Origin of the sequence: Maritalea sp. (assembly GCF_051251695.1) — a bacterium.
Lineage (GTDB): Bacteria > Pseudomonadota > Alphaproteobacteria > Rhizobiales > Devosiaceae > Maritalea.
In genome coordinates, this window is sequence record NZ_JBPOEU010000038.1 from 1 (window position 1) to 21,399 (window position 21,399).

Annotated in this window: 17 protein-coding genes; 6 read left to right on the top strand and 11 right to left on the bottom strand. The window is 46.9% G+C overall.

The features are described 5' to 3' along the window. Positions 1–891: 891 nt before the first annotated feature. From ACSHWX_RS16425 to ACSHWX_RS16445, 5 genes are all read right to left on the bottom strand, one after another. Positions 892–2,010 carry a hypothetical protein gene (locus tag ACSHWX_RS16425; protein WP_435669320.1) on the bottom strand — a complete coding sequence of 373 codons (1,119 nt, stop codon included), beginning with the start codon at positions 2,008–2,010 and terminating at the stop codon, positions 892–894. Positions 2,011–2,115: 105 nt separating this feature from the next. Beyond that, on the bottom strand, positions 2,116–2,442 hold the full coding sequence (locus ACSHWX_RS16430; protein ID WP_435669321.1) for a hypothetical protein: 327 nt from the start codon (positions 2,440–2,442) through the stop codon (positions 2,116–2,118). Beyond that, positions 2,427–3,128 (bottom strand): P-loop NTPase, encoded by a 702-nt coding sequence (locus ACSHWX_RS16435; RefSeq protein ID WP_435669322.1) that lies wholly within the window; start codon positions 3,126–3,128, stop codon positions 2,427–2,429. The genes ACSHWX_RS16430 and ACSHWX_RS16435 overlap by 16 nt, the downstream gene beginning before the upstream one ends. Positions 3,129–5,480: 2,352 nt before the next feature. Further along, positions 5,481–5,936: a hypothetical protein gene (locus ACSHWX_RS16440; protein ID WP_435669323.1), complete on the bottom strand. Its 456-nt coding sequence runs from the start codon at positions 5,934–5,936 to the stop codon at positions 5,481–5,483. Between the two features lie 41 nt (positions 5,937–5,977). Further along, positions 5,978–6,274, bottom strand: coding sequence for a hypothetical protein (locus ACSHWX_RS16445; RefSeq protein WP_435669324.1), 297 nt, complete (start codon positions 6,272–6,274; stop codon positions 5,978–5,980). A 146-nt stretch (positions 6,275–6,420) separates the two neighbouring features. On the opposite strand from ACSHWX_RS16445, the gene ACSHWX_RS16450 reads away from it, so the two are divergent. The 5 genes from ACSHWX_RS16450 to ACSHWX_RS16470 all read left to right on the top strand — a co-directional run bounded on the left by ACSHWX_RS16450 (position 6,421) and on the right by ACSHWX_RS16470 (position 12,654). Further along, on the top strand, positions 6,421–9,582 hold the full coding sequence (locus ACSHWX_RS16450; protein ID WP_435669325.1) for an AAA family ATPase: 3,162 nt from the start codon (positions 6,421–6,423) through the stop codon (positions 9,580–9,582). A gap of 231 nt (positions 9,583–9,813) precedes the next feature. Then, a complete protein-coding gene (locus ACSHWX_RS16455; RefSeq protein ID WP_435669326.1) occupies positions 9,814–10,428 on the top strand; it encodes a tyrosine-type recombinase/integrase in 615 nt (204 codons plus the stop codon). Between the two features lie 322 nt (positions 10,429–10,750). Continuing rightward, positions 10,751–11,095, top strand: coding sequence for a hypothetical protein (locus tag ACSHWX_RS16460; RefSeq protein WP_435669327.1), 345 nt, complete (start codon positions 10,751–10,753; stop codon positions 11,093–11,095). A gap of 25 nt (positions 11,096–11,120) precedes the next feature. Then, positions 11,121–12,392, top strand: a complete 1,272-nt coding sequence (gene dnaG, locus ACSHWX_RS16465) for a DNA primase (RefSeq protein WP_435669328.1) — start codon at positions 11,121–11,123, stop codon at positions 12,390–12,392. Further along, positions 12,379–12,654, top strand: a complete 276-nt coding sequence (locus ACSHWX_RS16470) for a hypothetical protein (protein WP_435669329.1) — start codon at positions 12,379–12,381, stop codon at positions 12,652–12,654. Before dnaG ends, ACSHWX_RS16470 begins: the two co-directional genes overlap by 14 nt. A 59-nt stretch (positions 12,655–12,713) precedes the next feature. Here ACSHWX_RS16470 and ACSHWX_RS16475 read toward each other — a convergent pair whose 3' ends face one another. Further along, positions 12,714–13,508: a tyrosine-type recombinase/integrase gene (locus ACSHWX_RS16475; protein ID WP_435669330.1), complete on the bottom strand. Its 795-nt coding sequence runs from the start codon at positions 13,506–13,508 to the stop codon at positions 12,714–12,716. A gap of 1,296 nt (positions 13,509–14,804) precedes the next feature. Here ACSHWX_RS16475 and ACSHWX_RS16480 point away from each other — a divergent pair. Beyond that, positions 14,805–15,185 (top strand): H-NS histone family protein, encoded by a 381-nt coding sequence (locus tag ACSHWX_RS16480; protein ID WP_435669331.1) that lies wholly within the window; start codon positions 14,805–14,807, stop codon positions 15,183–15,185. A gap of 130 nt (positions 15,186–15,315) precedes the next feature. Here ACSHWX_RS16480 and ACSHWX_RS16485 read toward each other — a convergent pair whose 3' ends face one another. The 5 genes from ACSHWX_RS16485 to ACSHWX_RS16505 are packed head-to-tail and all read right to left on the bottom strand — an operon-like array spanning position 15,316 to position 21,340. Further along, the gene (locus ACSHWX_RS16485; protein WP_435669332.1) at positions 15,316–17,379 is read right to left on the bottom strand and encodes a DNA topoisomerase 3; all 2,064 of its coding nucleotides are present in this window, start codon (positions 17,377–17,379) and stop codon (positions 15,316–15,318) included. Between the two features lie 32 nt (positions 17,380–17,411). Beyond that, the gene (locus ACSHWX_RS16490; protein WP_435669333.1) at positions 17,412–17,936 is read right to left on the bottom strand and encodes a PH domain-containing protein; all 525 of its coding nucleotides are present in this window, start codon (positions 17,934–17,936) and stop codon (positions 17,412–17,414) included. A 25-nt stretch (positions 17,937–17,961) separates the two neighbouring features. Beyond that, on the bottom strand, positions 17,962–18,987 hold the full coding sequence (locus ACSHWX_RS16495; protein ID WP_435669334.1) for a hypothetical protein: 1,026 nt from the start codon (positions 18,985–18,987) through the stop codon (positions 17,962–17,964). A 1-nt stretch (position 18,988) separates the two neighbouring features. Then, on the bottom strand, positions 18,989–20,368 hold the full coding sequence (locus ACSHWX_RS16500) for a TrbI/VirB10 family protein (RefSeq protein WP_435669335.1): 1,380 nt from the start codon (positions 20,366–20,368) through the stop codon (positions 18,989–18,991). Between the two features lie 21 nt (positions 20,369–20,389). Beyond that, positions 20,390–21,340 carry a TrbG/VirB9 family P-type conjugative transfer protein gene (locus tag ACSHWX_RS16505; RefSeq protein ID WP_435669336.1) on the bottom strand — a complete coding sequence of 317 codons (951 nt, stop codon included), beginning with the start codon at positions 21,338–21,340 and terminating at the stop codon, positions 20,390–20,392. Between the last annotated feature and the right edge of the window lie 59 nt (positions 21,341–21,399).

The following is a 21,399-nucleotide window of genomic DNA, read 5'->3' on the forward strand; positions in this document are numbered from 1 at the left end:
CCTTCGTCGCTTGTGCAGACAGGGGACTCCCCTAGCCTTGCACTTGCCCACCCCGGACTTCGTCAGTCGGCCAGAGGTCTTAGCAGCGGCATTCGCCGCTCTTACGCTTCTCTAGCAAATTTGCTAAACAACAATTGCAAGCATTGGAATCTGTGTATGCCAGAATCTGGTTAACAAGCTAGTCAAGATAGCGTGTGCATCTTTTAGGTAGGGCGGATCCGCCCTACCCTCTTTCTCTGTGGGTAAGGCTGACTCGTTGATAACTTATAGTAATCCGGATTACCGTTGCCGCCGGCATTGTACTTTGGTAGTTTTTCGATCAACCCCTTTCGCCCCAACCATTTGAGTCGAGCTTTGAGCGTTGGCTTTGAATCAGAGACGTGTTCCAGCAATTGTGTAGTCGTGATATACGGCGATTGCCTTATTAGCTCGTACACTTTTAGCAATCCCACGTTGATCGGGGTTTCGCGTTTTACGATAGGCAACTCCATCCATTCATCAAGCCAGAGTTTGTACGCTGTCAACGAGCACCGGTTCTTTAGACCAGCGTTGACTTGTTTGCCCAGCTCGGTTACACGATATTTTGCAGGAGTGTGGTAGTGAGCCTTTGCTAGTGGCTCTATTAGGCTCTTTCTGCACAGGTACGATATCCTGGCATCGACTGTAGGTTTGTCGTGAGTCTCGCGCTCGAGTAGTTTAAATCGGTCCAACCCATTTGGGGCGCCTGCGAGTTCAGCTAACATTCTGAGCTGACCTACGTTGATAGGCTGTTCACGTTGTTTGGTCGGCAAACCAAGAGCAAAGTCGAGGCCTTTGATATAGCTCCGTTTCATGCTTGAGCTATTCGGACATCTGTGATTCGTATACCCGGTAATTCAAAGAGCGGACGCCTTATCGCTTCCCTTCCCATGTACTGCTTTTAACGTTTAGAATTTTCGCGTGCGCTTGTCTCGCTCTCAGGTAGCTATCTCTACCGTTTGCTGCTATGACATGCGACACAAATCCATTGGATGGATACAGACTGAACTCTATGTCTACCATAGCGCCCCTTTCACGTATTACTCTTGCCTGGATATCACTTTTCTCGTCGTAGGTTACAACGCCGACTTCCTTCAATTCTGCTAAGGCTTTGTAAAATGCTTTCGATCTATCGTAAGGGCGTTTCGCTGCGCATACGCCTGCGGCCGCAGCAATAGATGCTTTCACTTTGTGTGGCACATCCATGCCAAGATTTCTTTGCGTGCTCATTCTCAGCAACAGCCAGCGCGACAATGAGCTTCGCAACTTCATCCATTGTTCAAACGGAAATTGGCGATAGCTACGATCTCTTATGGCGGTGCTTACGATCGTGTTGAATCTGACAACGAAGTAAGAATTCGTGTCTTGAGGTTCTGTTAGGGAGGCAAAGATTGACTCCTTGTGACTTGCTCCTTGGTCGTTAAAGATCTCGAGTTTTGTACCGCTCAGAACCCTGAGTGACTGTATTACATCTGCATGGCTTGCACCTGCCCCGCTATCCGCCAAAATTCTGCGTATCTCACGGATGCGAAATCTGACCAGCGCGCCATATTCGTCATCTATCCGTTCGAAGCCACCTCTATCCCTATCTAAAAATAGTTTGATTAGTACACGTTCAATCTTTTCATCAAAGAATGTCGGGAAATGCTCCTTCCATTTCAGTGTTTTGGGGTCCTGTAGCCTAGCCGGGTGCATGACCATCTTGCTCTGAGCAGTTATCACTTCGTCTATCGGGAATTCCTTTTCAACGGTCTCCATGAAACCTTCTTCACTACGAAGGTTCGCCTGCTCGTGACCATGAATGCAATATTTTGGAATAGATTCCCAGAACAGAAACAGGTTCGAAAACACATCGGCGCGCTTTGGGTCAATCGGCTGGAAAGTACGCAAAGGCTCCAGAGCGTTCGACTCATCGGCAAGGCTCCCCCCTTCCGAAAAAAGCAATTCACTTTGTCTGAACAGCTGTTCTCGCATTTCGGTCCGAGATTTCATTGATGTCCTATTCCTGTGTAGTGCATCTCTATATGCACAGCCATGTTACGCGTAGCCACCAAAAGCGTTATGAGTAGAATGCTAGGATTCTATGGTTCTAGTTTTCTACACCTTGCCGTATCGATCTTGCAGCATCTCTGCTGCTTCACTGAGGAGTTCTGGAATTTTGTTTCCAGTTTTTACCGCCAGTATTGCGAAGATATCGGCAGTCTCTTTCGGTATCCGCTTGTTGAATTGAGTCTTGGTGGTATCAGCTGTTTTTGAAAACTTGGTGTTTTTCGACGCTCTGCTCTTTGCGGACACAGAACTCTTATTAGTGTCGCTATCTTCGGTGGCTGCTTTTTCCGTATTGCCCTTGGAGACAGCTGAAGATCGCTTCTGCAGAGCCGGTGGAAGTGTGGGTACTGCTGCTTCGTCTAGTGAGTTGCGCATGCTGTTTCTCGTGTTGGTTCAATTGTTGTGTGCACTTGCGGTTCTTCGATGTCGGGAATTTTGGGGATGATAATATTAGCTATCTCAACTGCCAATGGAATTATCCGTTCCCTGACGGTCCGGTGAGGCACTTCGCTAGCTGACTGTCCATTGTTGCTCGCGTGCCGGATTGATGCTCTTTCGGGCATCAGGTTCTTGAGAACATTCATACCCGCTCTCTTTAGGTAGCTCCTGGCCGAGGCTTCTTCCGTGTCCGACCCGTCTGCTTTACAGAAGATGAATTTGATTTTTTCAGGATCGATGCCCGCAACTTCTAAATGTTGCGCTGTTTCGACTTGCGGTTGCAAGTCATCGAGGCTGTAGCTCGTGGGGATGACAACCAGGTCTGCATACTCTGCCATCTGTAAGCCCCGCTTTTCTGCAAAGGCAGGTCCATCCAAAATCATTAGCTCGTATCGCTCTGCATCCTGAACGGCCCTACTGACCGTTGCATACTTCTCTACCGGAACTTCCGGTTTTATAGCGTTCTGGTCGCGTCGCGCTTTCCAGTTAGTTGACGATCCTTGTCCAGTGTCGAGGTCTGCGATTTTCACGGACCAACCTGACTTGGCAAACTCAACTGCTAAAAAACGCGATAGCGCTGATTTTCCTACCCCGCCCTTCTGAGAAACCACTGCGATAATCATAAGGTTCTCCCTAGCATTCTATAAACCTAGCAATCTAATATTTTAGGAATATAGATTGCCGCGTAGTGGTTGGAGTTTAGTAGACAATCATTAGAATGCTGAGAATATAGCAATCTACCTTCATAGCCTTCTGTACTCCTTACATGCTAGCTTTCTGTATTGCTACAGTACTAGCTTCCTAACTCTCTGCATTCCTTACATGCTAGCTTTCTGTATTGCTACAGCACTAGCTTCCTAGGTCTCTGCATTCCATACATGCTAGCTTTCTGCACTGCTACAGCGCAAGCATCCTAGGTTTCTGCATTCCTTAGATGCTAGCTTTCTGCACTGCTACAGCGCCAGCATCCTAGGTTTCTGTATTCCTTAGATGCTAGCTTTCTGCACTGCTACAGCGCCAGCATCCTAGGTTTCTGCATTCCTTAGATACTAAGTTATTACATTCCTACACTGGTAGCAGCCTGCATATTGCACTTTCTGCATTCCTATGATCCTGCAGAGCTAGTAGCCTGCACATCTGTATTCCTAGATCTCTATGTATCATATATGGTAGATATTAACACATTATGATTCATATGAATCTATATTCCTAGGTATTGCTAATTGTTAATTTGCTAGGAATTACAAGATTTCTTGCGTTGCTTCGTCGCCGTATCAATCGGGCTGATAGGGAACACTACTGCTCATCCTTGAAATTCAAATTCACCTGGTGAACAGGTTCCGCAAGTCATCGGAAAGGGCAGGGCGGTGCATCAAATTGCCAAACCAGCACAATACAAGAAAGAATCAATGACTTACGTTCGATTTTGGGAGCTGATATCGGAATGACATATAAGGTGTCATTTCGAGAGTCGGAAATGCTTGTGAATGACACTTACAGCCTAAATACGAGGAGGGAGATGGGCTCCAATCAATGGCTTAGAGCTGAATATCTGGGAGATGGGCTCCCAATGAGGCTTTAAGGCGGGAGATGGGCTCCCATTGTTGTGGGTAAGGGGGGAGATGGGCTCCCATTGTTGTGGGTAAAGAGGGAGATGGACTCCAAGCTTGGGAGATGGACTCCCAGAATCCGGGAGTTGGGCTCCCAATCCAGATTTTTTATAAAAATCTGAGCAGGCCTAGAGGGAGGTGGACTCCCAAATGCGGGAGATGAGCACCCAAGCTAGGGAGATGGGCTCCCAGATTTGGAGGAGGAGGGAGATGGGCTCCCATCACGGTGGATAAAATGGGAGATGGGCTCCCCGAACTCGCAATATATAGCACCGGCGGGAGATGGGCTCCCGTAATCTGCCGTAAATATATGGTTTAATTGGATTTATTTCCTTTCCCTTTTTCCTTCTAGTCTCCTTCTCTCCTTGGCAGAAATCGGCGCTAAAGCGCTCCTACCCTCCGTTCGCAAGCTCACTCCGCCCGACGCAAGCGTCGCCTGAAAATGTCCTACGGACGTGTTTATGGCACTTCGTGCCGTCACCAAAAGACTGTGTGTGCCGTTTGTTCATCAATGTCCGGGTATTGGCTTTATATGTGCTCCGTGCGCTCTAATGCGGCGGATTCGCCGCGAGAGAATCATTTTTGATACTGGATGAGAGTGTGAACTAGTCCCTCAAGCCTCTCAGATGCTCTCTGCTGCCTCTAAAGCTAACAGGCAATATCATGGCATAGGGGTCAAGTTCTAAGCCTCTTAAAAACGCTTACAGCGATTCGGATAGGGGTTGAGTTCACGCGAATTCCAAATGCGAGATTCGCTGCAAGGACTGAACCTGTTTCTGGTGAGTCTCAACAGATCTGGATAAAGCAGATCAATCTTGTAACCAATCTCCAAGGTTTCTAATACCACGCAACGGTTCTTTCTGCAGAAAACAACTCATCCGGAAGCGAGCGCTTTTCAGTGAAAGAACACAATCGTTTTGACAGTGACCAGGCAAACTTATTCCACGAAAAATTCGACACATATTTCTTTAAAATTCCAAAGATCACTTCTCAGTAAAGACAAGCAAAAGTAGTCCCAACTGATATATGGAATAAGGAAAATAACTGCCTATCTGCACCCAAGAGTATCGTCTTTTTTTTCGGATCTTCTACTATCTTCGAGTTCGTTTTATGGGGCATGAAAAATGATCTCGCATCGAAGATACTCTTGTTTGATGCAACCTTTGGCCGTATCGAAAAGACGAGAACAGCATGCTTAACGTGAGATCTCTAACGATAGAACCTATCGACACATAGATAGCTAGCACATTTGGAGATACCTGGTTGTCTAGAATCTTGCAAACTTACGGAATTTTCAAAGAGGTGAGTGATCATCATTATGAGTGATGTTTGCAAAGTACCTAATAGATCATTCATCACTCGTATCTAACTCTTGCTTGAGCACCAATCTAGCAACGCACCGAGGACCACAGACCTTGAATAAGTGTGTAACTCGTACTTCACCATCAATCCACCAATGCTGATTTTTCTATGGTTCAGCTCTCTCCAATCATCTTCACTAAGGTTTTCCTTTTTTGGCGCATTCTGTTTTTCTTTTTCTATCAATTTAAGGGTGTTTTCGCCATGAATTCTGTACCCATCTAAATCGTTCTTTTCCTTCAACGTGGAACTAATTGTGGAGCACAAATTTTCCAGATCTTCTTCAGAAATGGTCTCCCACTTCATGAGAAAAATTAGTCCACCTAATCTTAGCTTCCTTCGAGCGTCTGATCGTCTTTCGGCATTTGCTTTTGTTTTCAAGCGAGCCAACTTAAGTTCTTCGCGATGCAATTTCTGCTGCAAAATATGCAGTTTTTTCGCATAAAGGCTCAGATTCGACATGGTCGATATCACCGATCATCCGTTGCTATCTGAAGACATCTCTACTGTGCTTCAACGACTCCACCTTCACTGTAGTCATTCTGTTGACTATCCGAAGTTGCGTGCGCATCCTTTTCACTGATTTGCGGCGATCGAGCCGCTTTGGTCAATTGCTTTATCGCCTCGATCAAGCTTTCATCGGAAATTTCAACATCAAAGTAGCCATGCTTTTCGGCTATCCGTATAAAACGTTTGGTCTGCTCGTCTCTTGCCTTTTGCTTTAAATCGGCAATTTTCTTTCTTGCCTGAGCTGCAAGTTTTTCCTGCTTTTCGATCTTCTCAGCTAACGTCAATGCCATCTTAGTCTCCAACTACGTAGCGATGGGTGATGATCTCACAGATCCCAGGCCGATGTCGAGCGAAGCGAGATATTGGCAAGGGCGCAATATACATTGAGCCATGCTCAATGTTGCGGTCGCTCTGCGACTGAGGTATTCTGAGGCCTATGGCCCTTGAATTTGCTCGATCTCATGTCATCTCTCGTTCCGACGGTCGCACGGCGGTAAAGGCTGCTGCCTACCGTTCTGGCGAAGCTCTTATGGATGATCGAGTAGGACGGATAGCGAACTACTCGCACCGAGCAAACGAGGTAGGTCATAGCGAAGTGTTGCTTCCGCCAGGTGCAGACATTTCAATGAAAGATCGTGTGACTCTTTGGGAAGCTGTTGAAGCACGTGAAGATCAACATAATCGACGTGCTAGCGCTCAACTTGCTATAGATCACATCATTGCTCTACCGATCGAATTAACCAAAGAACAACATCTGGAAATGGCGAGAGGTTTCGCTAAAGAGCAATTTGTCTCAAAAGGTCTAGTTGTTGATTTGGCTATTCACTATCACTCGGAAGGGAATCCCCATGCTCACTTGTTGACTACAACACGAACGCTACAAGGTGTTGAATTTGGCGGGAAATTGAGAGACTTGGCGGGGAAATTCTACGGTGGTCAGAAAATTCCTCAGAACGAGCAGATCAGACATCGATGGGCGGATTTCCAGAATCAATATTTCCGTGAACATCAAATTGATGCTCACGTCCGTAACAACGATGGGGAGTTTGTTTCACAGGTTCATCTCGGGCCAGTTCACGCGATAAGCGGAAGGGGAGTAGAGACTGCAATTCAAGAAAAAAACGCAGCAAGAATTTCGGCTAGAGATGAGGCCATTCTCAATCATCCGGAAATCATTATCGAACGTGTATCCGATCGAAAGAGCTTGTTTACTAGTCACGATTTGTATAGAGAGATGTCGTCTCTGATATCTAGCACAGAGGTCTTTTCGAGGGTAAAAGCAGCGATAGATTCGCACGACAGCCTGATCAAAATATCCTTGAAGGATCGACCCTTTTTGACTACTCAAAAAGTTTTGGATTCAGAGTTAAACATTAGACTTCTTGGCGATCGTCTGGGACGTGATTCTACAAAATTTGCCGTTTCGTCATCGGACGTTGAGCGAGCTCTTTCTCGTTACGACTTCTTGTCAGAAGAACAACGTGATGCGGCTAAACATCTCACCAAAGGTAATCGAATTTCCTTGGTAGTAGGCTTAGCTGGGGCGGGAAAATCAACGATGTTGCGGGCAGTAAAGGAGGCGTACCAAGATACCGGACATAGCGTGAGTGGTCTCACCCTGGCAGGCAAGGCTTCTGAGGAATTGCAAATTTCCGCAGGTATTGAATCTCGAACTATCGCGAGTTGGTTGCTCGGTGTTAAGCAAGGTAGAGTTGAGGTTAATGAGGGAGATGTACTGGTCATGGATGAGGCCGGAATGAACAACAACAAAACCACTGAGCAGGTTCTTGAAATTGTCAACAGAGCTGGCGCAAAGATCATCATGGTGGGCGATGCTGAGCAGCTACAGCCGATACAAGCGGGGAGTCCATTTAGGGATTTAACCGTACAGCAAGGTTTTGCTGAAATCGGAACAATACGTCGCCAATCAGAATCGTGGCAAAGAGATGCAACGAAGGCTTTGTCAGAAGGGCGAGGTAAGGATGCATTGGCAGCGTACGAAGAGCATGGTCATGTTCATTCTTTCGGTGCTGTCTCTGATGCCAAGGAAAGATTGGTTCAAGACTTCTTGGCTGATAGTTCTGACGCACGAATTGTTCTTGCACACCGGAATAAGGATGTGCGTGACCTCAATACTCAGATAAGGCAAGAGCTCGTAGAGCAGGGCAAAGTGGATCCTGGTCAGGTGTTTCGTTCGCCTCGCCTCGGAGAATCAGATGTTCTTTCGTGGCCATTCGACTTGAGAAGTGGTGACGCAATACGGTTTGGTCGTGATGATAAACCCAGAGGAATCGAGGCAGGCGGCAAGGGCACTTATATAGGGTATGAAAACGGTCGTCATCATGTGCGGCTTGAGAGCGGCAAAGAGTACAAACTGTCACCAGAGGACTATGGCGATGTACAGCATGCAACTTCTGAAAAGAGCCCAGAGCTAGTAGTTGGAAGGGGCGATAGAGTGCTCTTTACAAAGAACGACAAGGCTCTAGGTGTCAAGAACGGAACACTTGGAACGGTGTTGTCAAACGAGAAAGGAACACTCTCGGTGTCGATAGACAATAAGGACGAGCCGATAACTTTCTCTTACGATGACTATTCAGACGTAGCGCTCGGTTACGCAGCAACAGTCCACAAGTCCCAAGGAATGACGGTCGATCGTACATTTGTTCTTGGGACAGGCACTATGAACAAGCATCTCGGGTACGTTGGTATGTCCCGGCATAGGGATATCTTGGATGTCTACGTGGCCAATGACACGCTCCGCGGAAAATCATTCGCTGACATTATCAGTCAAGCTGATAGGCAAGAGACAGTTCTTGACCTGGCAGAACGTCACGGACTGGAGCTGAATCCGGAGTACGTCGACCCCATGAGGTTCATGAAACAATTTGGCGATAGGGAGGATCTCGCTGTGGAACAACAAAATGTGAGTTCACATAACGTGCCGATACCGAAGGCACCTTCACTGCAAGAGGCCACGGAGGCGATTCAGGCGCAGCGTGATCTGGACAATATGACCAGAAAAATTCTGGATAAGATGGAAGCGCAGCACAAATCTTCGTTGGTTCCGCTGGCAGCTAAGGTCAACGAGGCTCGAAAAACGCTCGAAGAACAAGCATCTCAAAAGCCGAAAGCGGGCTTTTTTACGTCAAAGAAACTTGTTGAAAGCTGGGAGAAAGAACGGAGGCAGCTGGAAATCGTCCAGGCGAATGCAAATCGCGCATACGCTCGAGTTGTCGATGACTACAGTAGTCGCTCGAATCACAGGCAGTGGGAAGCAGAGAAACAGGCGGGCAAGGAGTTGCCAAAGCAGGCTGAATTGATAGCAAGGCATGAGTCTCGGGAGCATGCGCGTGTTCTCGTGGAAAAATGGAAAACTCTGGAAAGAGACTTGATGAATGCTTCCGACGGTCATCGACAGAGCGGATCAGTGGGAGATATACGACAAGCGTTGGCAAAAGTTTTTCAAGACATCGACCAATCAAAGATGGTCCGATCAACAATGAACCCGGAGCAGGTTCGTGCGTTTGGCATTGCCAAGGCCTCTAACGCCAAAGAAATCGCGAATAGCAAGACAAGGGATAGGGGGTTTGAGCACTAGTGTTCCGGCACTTGTTAGGACTCCTCAAGAGAACCTTCATTCGGTAAGGGGAACAACATTGCAAGGTCTGTTGAAATTTTCCGACTCTAGGTTTTGACAAAATCATTACTATACAAATGTAAAGTAATTTGATAGGGTGACGATATACTAAGGGGAGTGTCTTATGAGTTCGATCGACGTAGATTTGTTAAAAATTATTTGTGTCAAAGTTGGGTTGGCGCCGTAACGGTTGTGAAAGACACTGATAGAGCGATACAAATCAACTGGGAACACTGGAAATCTTTTAGAGAGCAGCAACCTGGGAAATCCGCCTATCTTCTCGCGCCAGAAATGGACATTCTTGTTCTTGATAGAACATCGTTGGAGAGGCAGTTTCTTTTTGAAACCCTGTGGCGAACAGGAGGAAAAATTAGTGAGGTGCTGGCTTTACGTCCGGATGACTTCCAATTAGCAAGTGGACAAGAGATGGTCTACTTCGGCGGCAAGGCAAGCGGTCGGGGAGTTGAGTTGGTACAGGAAAGTTACATCGGGCTGGTAGAGAGATTCATTCATCAGCACGAAGGCGGTACGGGCGACTTGTTGCTCACTGTTTCGAGACAAACCGCTAGTAATTGGTTGGCGAGAAGGCTGGAGGTGTTGAGAGGAGCGGATAGCGGGGCGTTTCCCAGCATCACAGTAAGCTTCAACACATTTAGGAACAGCTTTGCTTTCCACGCGCTGCTGAATGCGGTGCCGTTGGAAACACTACAACGATGGCTTGGGCATAACCAAGCGCAGATGACACGCCGCTATATGAAATTGCTCGGGCATGACAGCCGGCAACAGATGCAGAGGATGTTCAGCTGAAAGAATGGCCGAAAATTGGTTTGTGGGTTAACTCACCGAAGCAAAAAACGTTTCGTTGTTTCGCAGGGCAGGATTTGCTAGGGGATTGGATGATCGTGAGCTATTGGAGTTCGTTGAGTAGTTCGAAAGGGCACCGGTTAACCACTGTCTACGAATCCGCTGAAGCGGTCAGAGAGGCGCTATCGGAGACGGCGGACAAGAGGTGCAGGGAAGGTTTCGAAGTTCGCGTGCATCCTGAAATCGTCGAATGAAATATGTCGGTTTGTACTGAGAGTGAAGAACATATACGAAAAGAAAGAATGCAGACAACTGGAGTATCGAGATGAGAGAGATGAGAAGGGCGATCGCCCAGGCACGATTTCAACGAGGACCGAGCGTATGGCTGGTGTTCGAGTTCATAGTCGCGTCCGTTTTTGTTTGGCTAGTGACAGATTCAGCCACTATCGCAGTTGCCGTGCTTTTTGCTTTGGTTGTCAGCTGCGTCATTCCTTATCTCTCGTTTCTTGTGGTCATTTGTTTTTCCGTTCTTTGGAGTCTAGTTTTCATCGAGCTTGGGTTGGAGGTCGGTGGCCTACCAGGTGCGATTGTTATCGGCGGGTTTGGTGCATTGATGTCCTTTGGACTGCACTTCGCAGGTCTCGCCGGATTTCAGGACTCGGTTGTCTAGAGTTCGCGTACTAGGGATATATCTGATGGAGCGTATACCTCAAGAAGTGATAGAAAGCCTACTGGCGGGTACGGATCTTGTGAAATTGATTTCCAGGTCTGTACCGCTTAAACCTACAGATAACGAGCAACACATAGGCGTATGTCCGTTTCATCGAGGAAGTGAAAGCTCCCTTCATGTAGATGCCATCGGAGCAAGATTCGAATGCTCGAGCTGCCGCTTCTCTGGTAGTGCTGTAGGGTGGTTGATGTTCTATGATGGAATGCCGTTCCAAGCCGCTATCAATCATTTGGGTGATTTAGCCGGGATAGATGTCGGGCGCTATGTCTCAAGTGAAGAGCTGCAGAATGCACTCAGAAAACAATCTGAATTGTTGGGTCGTGTTGCTGACTACTACCATCAGCAGTTGAATGACACCATCGCGCAACGATATCTATCAGAGCAGTCCATGGACGCTGATACTGTAGATGAGTTCAGGATAGGGTTTGCCAGGCATGACAAGGACGCAGCTGATCTTCTCAAGGCATTTCCAGGGCAGGGAAGGGCGTTGTGGTTAGCCGGTGTTCTAATTCGTCGGCAAGACAAAAGCTACTATCCACGGTTTCAAAACCGAGTAATGTTTCCGATCCATTCGCATAGCGGCGATGTTGTCGGCTTTGGCGGTCGGTCAATCAATGGCTACCTACCAAAATATCTGAATTCTTCTTCTTCGATTTTGTTCAACAAATCGAACGTTGTGTACTCAAGTCCTCAACTTTTCAGCGAAAGCGGAGGTGATGATCCTGTGCTCATCGTTGAAGGGTACACCGATGTCACTTCAGTACATCAGGAGTTGAAGGTCAAGGTTGTGGGCACGATGGGCACAGCACTTACTGCCGAACATGTTTCCTATGCTCTAGAGATTTCCAAGAATGTTGTATTGTGCTTCGACGGTGATAGAGCCGGTCGAGATGCTGCTTTGAAAGCACTATCTCGTTTGTTCAACGCCGATGCGATGGAGGGCGAGATTTCTATCATCGTGCTTCCCGAAAAGCATGATCCCGATAGCTTCATCAGAGCCCATGGAGCGGATGCGTTCAGAGAGTTGTTTGCGAGTGCGGTCTCAGCGATAGACTACTTTGTAGATTCACTTAGTGATGGGCTTGATCTAACCTATATTGGGGATTGTGCAAGATTGGCCTCCATCGCTAAGCCAATAATATCTGCAATGAAGCAGGGGTCGCTAAGGGATCAGCTGGCGAAATCGATCGACGAACTAGTCGGAGTTCCTTTGGAGTACGACAATGTTGCAGTCTGATACTTCGGGTAAAAATAGTATGTCTCCATTTGAATCTATATACTTCATGCCTGTAACAATAGGCGTTATTTTGACTGTCATAGGGACTTTGGTTTGCGTATTTAATCGCCCGTGGCAGATTGGATTTCTTAGATTGCCTGTAACCGGGTTGTTGTTATCCTTCTCTCCTGCATTTAACAATCCTGTGTATATGCTCATCACTGCAATCATGTTTGTGTGGCTTATTGTTAGCCTGTTTAAAGCTGTAAACACCGTCGAATAGTGGGAGGATGGACCGGGTGTTGCAGGTCATCTTGTCATTCTCCTAAACCTGAGCACTGGCTAACTATCGTAGCTTTTACCTGCTATTTCCAACACTGTCCTGACCTCCTTCTCAGTGACATCCTGATAGATGGTCGTGGTTGCAGCCGACTTGTGCCCCAGGACTTTCTGAACAGTTTTTAAATGCTCGCCTTGATCGTGCAGTAAGTTTGTTGCCAGTGTGCGGCGTCCAGAATGACTACTGGCACGATCAATACCAGACCATTCACGCAGCATCGTGGCCATATGATCCTGCAACGTATTCGGGCTGTAGAATCCGCCTTTCTGTGACAGTAGCAGCGGGTCATTGGGCTTCAGAGGCTTCTTGAGCGACATACGCTCATCAAGATACCGTGAAATCGCCTCCAACAGCGCAGAGTCTGCCAGTGGAAGCTCTCGTGTCAGGCCACCGGGCTTCTTGACGGGGGGATAGTAGTCAGCAGCAGTAAGCGTTTTGCGTCGCATGGCATCTTTGGCAATCTGCGCGACTACGCGATCAAATTCAGCCACGGTAAAGCGTACGCTGGTGCGTTCATTGGTCTTATTGCCGATGGCTGCCATCGCTCGAGCACCTTTGGTGAAGCTCTTGGGCAGCACCAGAACATCCTTGATCTTGTAGCCACGCGCAAATTCATCGCTCAACGCAGCCACTTCGCGAATCCGCAATAGCGACATTTCCTGGGCGCGTAGCCCCAGCTTGAAGCTGATCTGTATGATCAGGGCATTCTTGGCAGGGTAACGGTGGTGTTCGATCTCATCGAGTACGGCACTGAGCTCGTCATTGGACAGCACCTTGGCTTGACCGTTTTTGGCCATCGTTTACCATCAATCTATGGGTATAAACACCAGTATAGACACGACAGGGTAGATGTCCAGAAAATCCGTACTAATGGGATTTTAACGGATTTAGGTAGTTTTACCTAAATTTTCGCTTAGCTATGAAGTACAGCAATAAAGCAGCTGAGATAGGAATTACCGCCGAAAATAGGTACTTGGAAGCCGAATCAGACGGATCTTTTGGTAGTTCGTTAACAGGCAACCAATTGCTGATCCATCCAGTACTCCCGATATATGCAGCCATCAATAGACAGTAGGAGCCAAAGGCAGCGCATACAGCTACAATGCACATAGTGATTGGGTAAATCCATCGAGGGTCAATATTCATTTCTATTGCATTCCGTTGGGTTTCTGATTACCAATATTTTGACCGCTTAGCGCTACGTCGTTTTGGTGCCGGCATTACCATTCCATCAGGAACAACGACGCCTGTAGACGGACAGTTCGCTGAAGCATGGCTGTTGAGCGGATTTGTTCCAGGGTCAACTACCTGAGCCACCAGTGATAGTCGCACTGTTCGGCCGTTGATGATGCGTTCACCAATCACATGAGTGGTTTTCTCGCTCCCACTCTCCACACCTCGAAAAAGCCCGGGTATGTGTGCTGCCACCGATTCAAGCCATTTCCATTGTTTTGGGCTCATTTGCGCGCCTCCAATGAGTGAGAATTTTCGAAAAACTCCATTTTTCCGTGGAACATCAGCGAAATGAAGCACCTAACTCATTGATTTGGCGTTTCTTTACAGACCGGTTATTCACTATATCTATTTGATATGTATGTGAAAATGAGGGTTATCCACAGATTTGTGTTCCACGGCATGGAATTAGAATCGTCATATTCTATCCCTATTGCCCGAATTCGAATCGTTGATGCTATGCAAACACAACCTATCAAGACGAAGTGTGTGGAGATACAAAGCCAGAAGAGAGATCCAGTCTTATCCATCGCGTTGGCCGCAGTAGTTGTCGTATTGGCGCTAATTCAGGCGATGAGATACATGATAGACGCGCCAATAGTATCCCTTGCACTTCTGGTCCTGCTGAGCCTTCTGCTGTTGCTCTTTACAGCTTGGGTAGTAACCCAGGTGGTGAGAAGCAGATGCAAGTAACAAGATGTGGGTTGCTTGTCTGGTAAGGAGTTCTTGCGGAAATACCGTCTACTTCCTTCCCCTTACACACTGTTTAGGGTGCATCTTAGGTTTCTCTGCGAGTACCGGATTTATTACGGTTATAATTTTGATTCCTTCATTACATAACCACCCGAGTGTGAAATTGCATGACCACCAATTACTCCAGTATGAATCTCGATAGGCTCAAAAAAGAAAAAATCAAGATAGAAAAAGCTATTGCTAATAGGGAGGCAAAGGCAAAGGGCGAAGTGTTGGCGAAACTTGTTGCAATGGCACAAGATTCAGGCATTGACCTGTCAGAACTGGCAGGCAAACAATCTCGGAAGACTCGTACTTCCGCCAAAGCCGTGCCCGAAAAGAAACCTACGCGTGGAAAAAAGAAAACATCTTCAAGACGTGGGAAAGTTGCGCCGAAGTATCGAAACCCTAACGACCCCAGCATGACGTGGTCAGGTAGAGGTATAAAGCCAATATGGGTTAGAGACCACTTAGACAATGGTGGTTCTATTGAATCAATCACCATATAATTTATGGCGATACTGATGCAGGCATAGTGTCAATGCCTGCATCAGTTCCCTTCTTATCGAAAGTTTTTCTACAGAAGACTCGTTTGCGAGCGATTGTCTATGCCAACTACATAGCTAGCAATTGTGTAGTTCATAGAACCGGTTTTCCCGATTTATCCTTGTAAGTTGATCTGCATTTTGGAAAGCTGGCACATCCCCAAAATTTAGTTTTCTTCTCTTTCGCTGTTCGTTGCACCAATCCAGAGCCACACTGTTTGCAGGAATACCCAGAAGATGTTTTTTGAGTCGCTGACTTTACTGCATTCTTGTTAGCCATTTTCTTGCCAGGTGAACACTCTGGTGGAGTGACGACACTAACAGAGAGACCGTTTACTAAGCTTACATGTTCTCGAATATATCGTTCCTGCTCAGTCATAAACTGCTGAAAGCCGTTACCCGATTGCTCAATAGCTTTTAACTTCCGCTCGTTCATAGCAGTCAAATGAGCGCTCTTTATTTCTTCAGGGTAAGCATCCACTACACTCCTCCCGTACTGCGTACTAACGATAGATTTGCCTTTCGGTTCTAGATATTTCCGTCGCTTCAGTTCTGAAATGATACTTGCTCGAGTAGCACTGGTGCCAATGCCATCACCCTCACGCAACGCACTTTTCTCGTCAGTAGTACCTTCGTATAGCCGGTGAATGTTTTCCATTGAGTAGATCAACGTACCCTCAGTGTAGTGTTTGGGGGGTACTGTCGCGGCATTCTTGATTGTCGTATTGATGCAATCAACAGAGTCTCCTTTGGACACCATTGGCAGAATCGCCTGCTCTTTAGTTGCCCCACCAGGCAAGACAACACGCCACCCCGCTTTCAAGATTGTTTTCCCTGTTGTTACGAACAGTTCCTCAGCAATGGTGGTTTCGATTCGAGTGTCTTGATATTCATGAAGCGGATAAAATTGAGCGATATAGCGACGTGCGATCAATTCATAGATTATTGCTTCGTCTTTGCTCAAGGCCGACGTGGCTTTCTTATGTGCAGTGCAAATTATCCCATGATGTGCGGTTGTTCGACTCGTTGCCCATGCTTTGGATTTTAGGGATGGATCCGCTCCTTCGACTGTGTTGGCTAATGTTGGAAAATTGGCAGCAATTGATGTCAATATGGCCGGTGCATCAGCGTGCTGTGATTCAGGAAGATACCCGGTATCTGTACGCGGGTATGAAGTCAATTTGTGTTCGTACAAAGACTGAGCCACTTTAAGTACGTTTTCCGCAGTCATGCCGTGCAACTTGGATGCAAGCATAGTTAGTTCAGCAAGAGAGAAAGGTATTGGAGCCGCTTGCTTTTTCCTCTCGCAATGGTATTCGCTGATCACACCTTCAGCGCCCTTAACGCAACTTGCTATTCTTACCGCAACAGAGTGATCGACGATGCGCCCCTCAGGATCAATGCCTTGACGTTCTACAGTGCTACGCCAACTTCCGAGATAAACTCCTTTCTCGTGCTTATGCTCCGCCTCGATCTTGTAGAACTCGACTGGGATGAAGTTCTCTATCGTTCTATCACGTTCAACTACCAAGCTTAATGTCGGTGTTTGCACTCGGCCAACTGTAAGCAATGATCTTTGACCACCTCTGTCAGCAGCTAGTGTGTATGAACGAGAAAAGTTCATCCCAATTAACCAGTCTGCTTTACTCCGAGCGGAAGCGGCATCTGACCAACCCTTAAATTCTGAGTTGGGTCTCATGTTTTCTAGACCACGCTGAAGTGAAACAGAATCTTGTGCTGACACCCAAAAGCGCAAGCATGGTTTTTTGCAATTGAAATGTTCCAACACCTGGTCTACTAACAGTTGGCCCTCTCTATCGCAGTCAGCAGCGTTCACAACTTCTGTGACATCCTTTCTCTTGAGCAACTTGCCAAGCACATTGAGCTGTTTCTTCGTCTCTTTTTTTGGGTGATAAATCCATTCCGAAGGAATGATAGGAAGGTCTTCAGTTCGCCAAATTTTGTTGCCTTTGCTGGTTTTTGGAGCTTCCGGAGACGTGTACTCGTCTGGGGAAGCATTTTCGAGAAGATGACCGATACAGTAAGACACAATCCCATCGTCGCAATCGAAGTAGCCGTCTGCTCTTCGTGGGTTCCCAAGTTGCTCAGCCAACGCTTTTGCTACTGATGGCTTTTCAGCGATATAAAGACGACACATACCCAACCCCTATGATCTGATTGATTGCGAAGCTATGAATGTTCTGTCTGTGTGTGTCCTTGCAGTAATCTATTTTTGTTCTCCGCGTAGGACATTTGATAGGCTTCCCTTAGTGTGACTGGTGAAGCAACGGACTTGATGATCGCATTGTCTTCCCCGGCAGCAGCTATCGTCACATCACCAAAGTTAAACATCCGTCCGAACACGGATATGTTGATTTGTACGGATTCGATTTTTTCCAGCACCATATCGATCACGTCACGTCGTATAAGGCCCTTTTTGTAGATAAACCTCTTGTCGGTGAAAGCTATCTCGGTCGTGTAAAAACGTGACACCTGCGCCAGTAGCATGATGATCCCGAATACAGCGAAAGCACCTGACATCATCAAGCTTATTGCTGGGTCTATTTCTTTCGGTAAAAACCCTATGGAGACTACAGAAAACAACAGTAGTATTGCTCCAGCAATCAAGCCTGGAATCAGTGACCAAATGCTCAATGAAGTTTGGTACCGGATTTTTTCCCCTGGCATCAACGTAGAGTGGACATAGCTGCTCATGATGTGTGTTCCCAAAACTTGTTTGTTATATGTCGATGCGTCGATGCGTGACGACTACGCCACGGGTCGGAAGTCCTTTACCACTAGATGCTGACCAGCACCCTTCATCAAGAATTCGTTGAGTTGGAACATTGGCCATAATAAGTTCTTCTTTGACACGGTTTGCTCTTCCTACAGCTAGGAGCTCATTGCCATTCGGTATGGCGGTTTTGCCCATCGAGCAACCCACAACAGAGAAGAGGTCGGTATCAATATTGAAGTCACTTGCAAGATTACTTAATACAGATTTGTTGGTTTTTCCCATGCGCATGGAATCGTCTGGAAATATCAGGACTACTTCTGATGCAACTCCATAGTCATCGTGGATGCTACTGAAGTTGCTTTCACCTAAATCAAACATGTTTTTTTTTACTATTGGTAGTGCACCTGACAGCCTCTCGTCAAGTTCGTCGAAAGATTCGTTCTGCAGTGTTGAGGCTGAATCAGAAGGTACTTCTTCCCACCCTTCATCCAATAGCTCTCCGTCTGTCTTCGGAGTTTCACTACCTGGCTTCTTTTCTATAGTCGGTACAATGACATGTTGGTTATCGAAGATAGTCTGATCTAGCGCCCTTGAACTTGGTTGTACACCTTTAACCGACATGCCAGTCATGGGGAAAATACGACCGCCCGTAACTTCATATTCCCTTGAAAGCTCGACAGGGCCGACCATAACGCGATAACCAACACTTTTTCCTGCGGCACTTTCAAACGCTTCTATCTCGTAGCTGACCTCAGCAGCTCCCTTTTCTTTATCTGATAAATACTGCAATCCATAACCACTTTTCCTCAATGCTTGTTCAAGACTTGTTGCAAACCCACTCTTGCTTGGCTTGAGTTGCAACGTTGTCTCAACAGGGCTGTAACCTCGCAAAAGAGCCAGTGTCTGAACCATGTCTGACGCGACGATATCCGATTGTCTACTATCCAAGGTCTCCGGAGCGCGTGGGATCAACGAGCAACTGGTAAGAAATGTTGCCAAAGTGACAATCGCTAAAGATAATGTTTTCATGTTATCGGCTCGTGTTGTAGCTCTTGAATCCACGTTCGTAAGGTCGTGGAAAATTTATGTCTTTGGACACGACAATGTTGAACTCATACCCGGCGCGTATTTCAATTGTCGGTTTAATTTTTAAACGGTTTGTCAAATATTCATTGAATGCACTTGACGTTGTGTCTGCGAACTCACTTGCAAGATTGATCGTTACGCCGGAGCTATCTTTGTCGGTGGCGCTGTCAACAAGCGCTTCACCCGACGCGTTTACTACGGATATGAGAAGCGCATTAGCTAAAGTTCGTAGGAAATGAGTGTTGACTTTGTCTTTGAATCCGGACATTCCTCTAGCGTCGTAGCCTTGCATGCCGCCGATATTCAACGTCTCACCATCTTCAAAAACCAGTCTATTCCACACAATAACGAGACGCTCTTGCCCCATTTGGGTGTACGCATCGTACTTGCCAAAAAGCTTGGTACCTTGAGGAATCAATAGATACTTTCCACTGGCTGAGCTCATAACATTACGCGTCACTTGCGCTACGATATCGCCTGGTAAGTCACTGTTTACGGCACTGATCATAGCGCCGGATATCAGATCACCTGTCTTCAGCTCATATGGTCCGCGTGGTGTCTCAAGCTTGGCATCAAGTACGAACTCAGTATCCCTTTTCGCTTCTTCAATAAACTGGTTGCTACGATCGACTCCGTTGGTGTTGCTAGATGAATCTGTGTTCATCGTGTTTACACTATTGGGATCAATTCCCAGGCTTGTAAGTAACTTCATTCCAGCGTCTGATTTTATGAGCTCGGATATGGTTTTTGATCGTTCTTGCTCCTCTCTTTGCTCGTCTGATTCAGGTCTTTGCTGGTTTCCTCCTATTGATTCGGCAGCCCCGGAGTCATAGTTAAAACTCTGTGACGACGGAGGAGATTGTCCGAATGCCTGAGCTCCTCCCCCAAATCCTATGACTTCCATGCTGCTCGCTAAAGCACTTTCGTATTGATCAATTTGCTTCTGTTCAAAGCGGTCGCGCATATCGGATTCGCGCTTCAGCTGTTGTATCTGTTGGTTTGCTAGCCATTCTGCGATGTCTTTCTCTGTCTGTGTTTCTTCTTCTACTGCTGTCTCGTTTAAGTCCGATTCGTTGATAAATGTTCCGGCAATTGAGTTCGGCTTGTCTGCCAGAAAGTCAACCGTGTCGTTAGCAACTATCTCCATGTCAAAGACTTTTCCAGGATTGCTTTGTTCTTTGACCTGGCTGCGGTGTTTTGCACCGTACAAAAGACCGCCAATAAACAGCATGATCAGTACGAATATTATGATCGCTGGAATTTTGTTGAGTCGCGGACCATGACTGAATCCTCCATCATTTCTTTTTACTATTGGAACGGCCATAATTTTTGTATTTCCTTGAGGCTACCAACGAGATGCAGCTTGGTCGAGGTCATCACGTTTAATGATGACCTTTTTCTTCGTGCGACCTTTTCCTAGCATAAGGGTGCCTTTTTCAAAAAGTGCATCGATAATGAAACGACTTCTTTGCGAGTCATATCGGTAAACAACCATTTCACCACGACTATCTGTGTCATTGATAAGGAACACTGGTAGTTTATTCGCTCCTACCTTGCGTCTATCCAAGTCGATATAAGAACGTTCACCGTCGTCATAGGCTCGAATAGGGCGCCACGCAACGTCTGAAGGGCTAATGTGATAGTTGAAATTCAGATCTTCTCCGACTACTTCCTCGCCAACCGGTGTGGGATCCACAGTGATCACTTGTACCCCCCTCTGCTCTCCAACTGGTCTCGGTAGTAGCGACATATCGCCCATTTGTTGCGTCTCAATGTTGTTCGTATTCCCAGAAACAGCAACACCGGAGTTGCTGGATATCGTGGAATTACTCCAGTTCGAATTGCCATACAGAAAACCAACTTCCCCCATATTGTCTTTCTCGGATGAAACAAGAGAGATCATGTAAGAGCGTCTGTTAGTCGCGACGAAAAGGTTTGTATTGAGGCCTGCTTCCGATGGTTTGACTAGAATGTGTTCTACAAAAGAATCACCCTCTCCCACGCGAGCAGGACTGAGTACCCAACGTGTGCTGTCGCCGATTCTGACAACGTTGATGATCTCACCACGTTCCATTGCGATATCGCACATCAGGAACAAGCCACACACTAGTCTTGGTTGCGAGTCTCCGTAGACGAACATTATGCGGCCATCAGGGCCCCTGATCGCAGTCCCACTCTTGTCCTGCCATTCGTTTGCCAGTTGCATGGCCTTGTCCGATTTGTCTGCCGCACCAGCACTGTTAAGGACAAGAGCTGATATAACTGCTATCCGAAATGCTTTGCTAATAATTTTCATTGTACTGTTGTAAGTTTAGAGGCGCGGCCCTTCGGCCACACACCGCGGACTAATGCTGG

What these genes read in the sequence shown, in the direction of transcription:
- ACSHWX_RS16425 (WP_435669320.1), bottom strand. Translation starts at nt 2,010, where the DNA reads ATGAAATCTCGGACCGAAATGCGAGAACAGCTGTTCAGACAAAGTGAA.
- ACSHWX_RS16430 (WP_435669321.1), bottom strand. Translation starts at nt 2,442, where the DNA reads ATGCGCAACTCACTAGACGAAGCAGCAGTACCCACACTTCCACCGGCT.
- ACSHWX_RS16435 (WP_435669322.1), bottom strand. Translation starts at nt 3,128, where the DNA reads ATGATTATCGCAGTGGTTTCTCAGAAGGGCGGGGTAGGAAAATCAGCG.
- ACSHWX_RS16440 (WP_435669323.1), bottom strand. Translation starts at nt 5,936, where the DNA reads ATGTCGAATCTGAGCCTTTATGCGAAAAAACTGCATATTTTGCAGCAG.
- ACSHWX_RS16445 (WP_435669324.1), bottom strand. Translation starts at nt 6,274, where the DNA reads ATGGCATTGACGTTAGCTGAGAAGATCGAAAAGCAGGAAAAACTTGCA.
- ACSHWX_RS16450 (WP_435669325.1), top strand. Translation starts at nt 6,421, where the DNA reads ATGGCCCTTGAATTTGCTCGATCTCATGTCATCTCTCGTTCCGACGGT.
- ACSHWX_RS16460 (WP_435669327.1), top strand. Translation starts at nt 10,751, where the DNA reads ATGAGAGAGATGAGAAGGGCGATCGCCCAGGCACGATTTCAACGAGGA.
- dnaG (WP_435669328.1), top strand. Translation starts at nt 11,121, where the DNA reads ATGGAGCGTATACCTCAAGAAGTGATAGAAAGCCTACTGGCGGGTACG.
- ACSHWX_RS16470 (WP_435669329.1), top strand. Translation starts at nt 12,379, where the DNA reads ATGTTGCAGTCTGATACTTCGGGTAAAAATAGTATGTCTCCATTTGAA.
- ACSHWX_RS16475 (WP_435669330.1), bottom strand. Translation starts at nt 13,508, where the DNA reads ATGGCCAAAAACGGTCAAGCCAAGGTGCTGTCCAATGACGAGCTCAGT.
- ACSHWX_RS16480 (WP_435669331.1), top strand. Translation starts at nt 14,805, where the DNA reads ATGACCACCAATTACTCCAGTATGAATCTCGATAGGCTCAAAAAAGAA.
- ACSHWX_RS16485 (WP_435669332.1), bottom strand. Translation starts at nt 17,379, where the DNA reads ATGTGTCGTCTTTATATCGCTGAAAAGCCATCAGTAGCAAAAGCGTTG.
- ACSHWX_RS16490 (WP_435669333.1), bottom strand. Translation starts at nt 17,936, where the DNA reads ATGAGCAGCTATGTCCACTCTACGTTGATGCCAGGGGAAAAAATCCGG.
- ACSHWX_RS16495 (WP_435669334.1), bottom strand. Translation starts at nt 18,987, where the DNA reads ATGAAAACATTATCTTTAGCGATTGTCACTTTGGCAACATTTCTTACC.
- ACSHWX_RS16500 (WP_435669335.1), bottom strand. Translation starts at nt 20,368, where the DNA reads ATGGCCGTTCCAATAGTAAAAAGAAATGATGGAGGATTCAGTCATGGT.
- ACSHWX_RS16505 (WP_435669336.1), bottom strand. Translation starts at nt 21,340, where the DNA reads ATGAAAATTATTAGCAAAGCATTTCGGATAGCAGTTATATCAGCTCTT.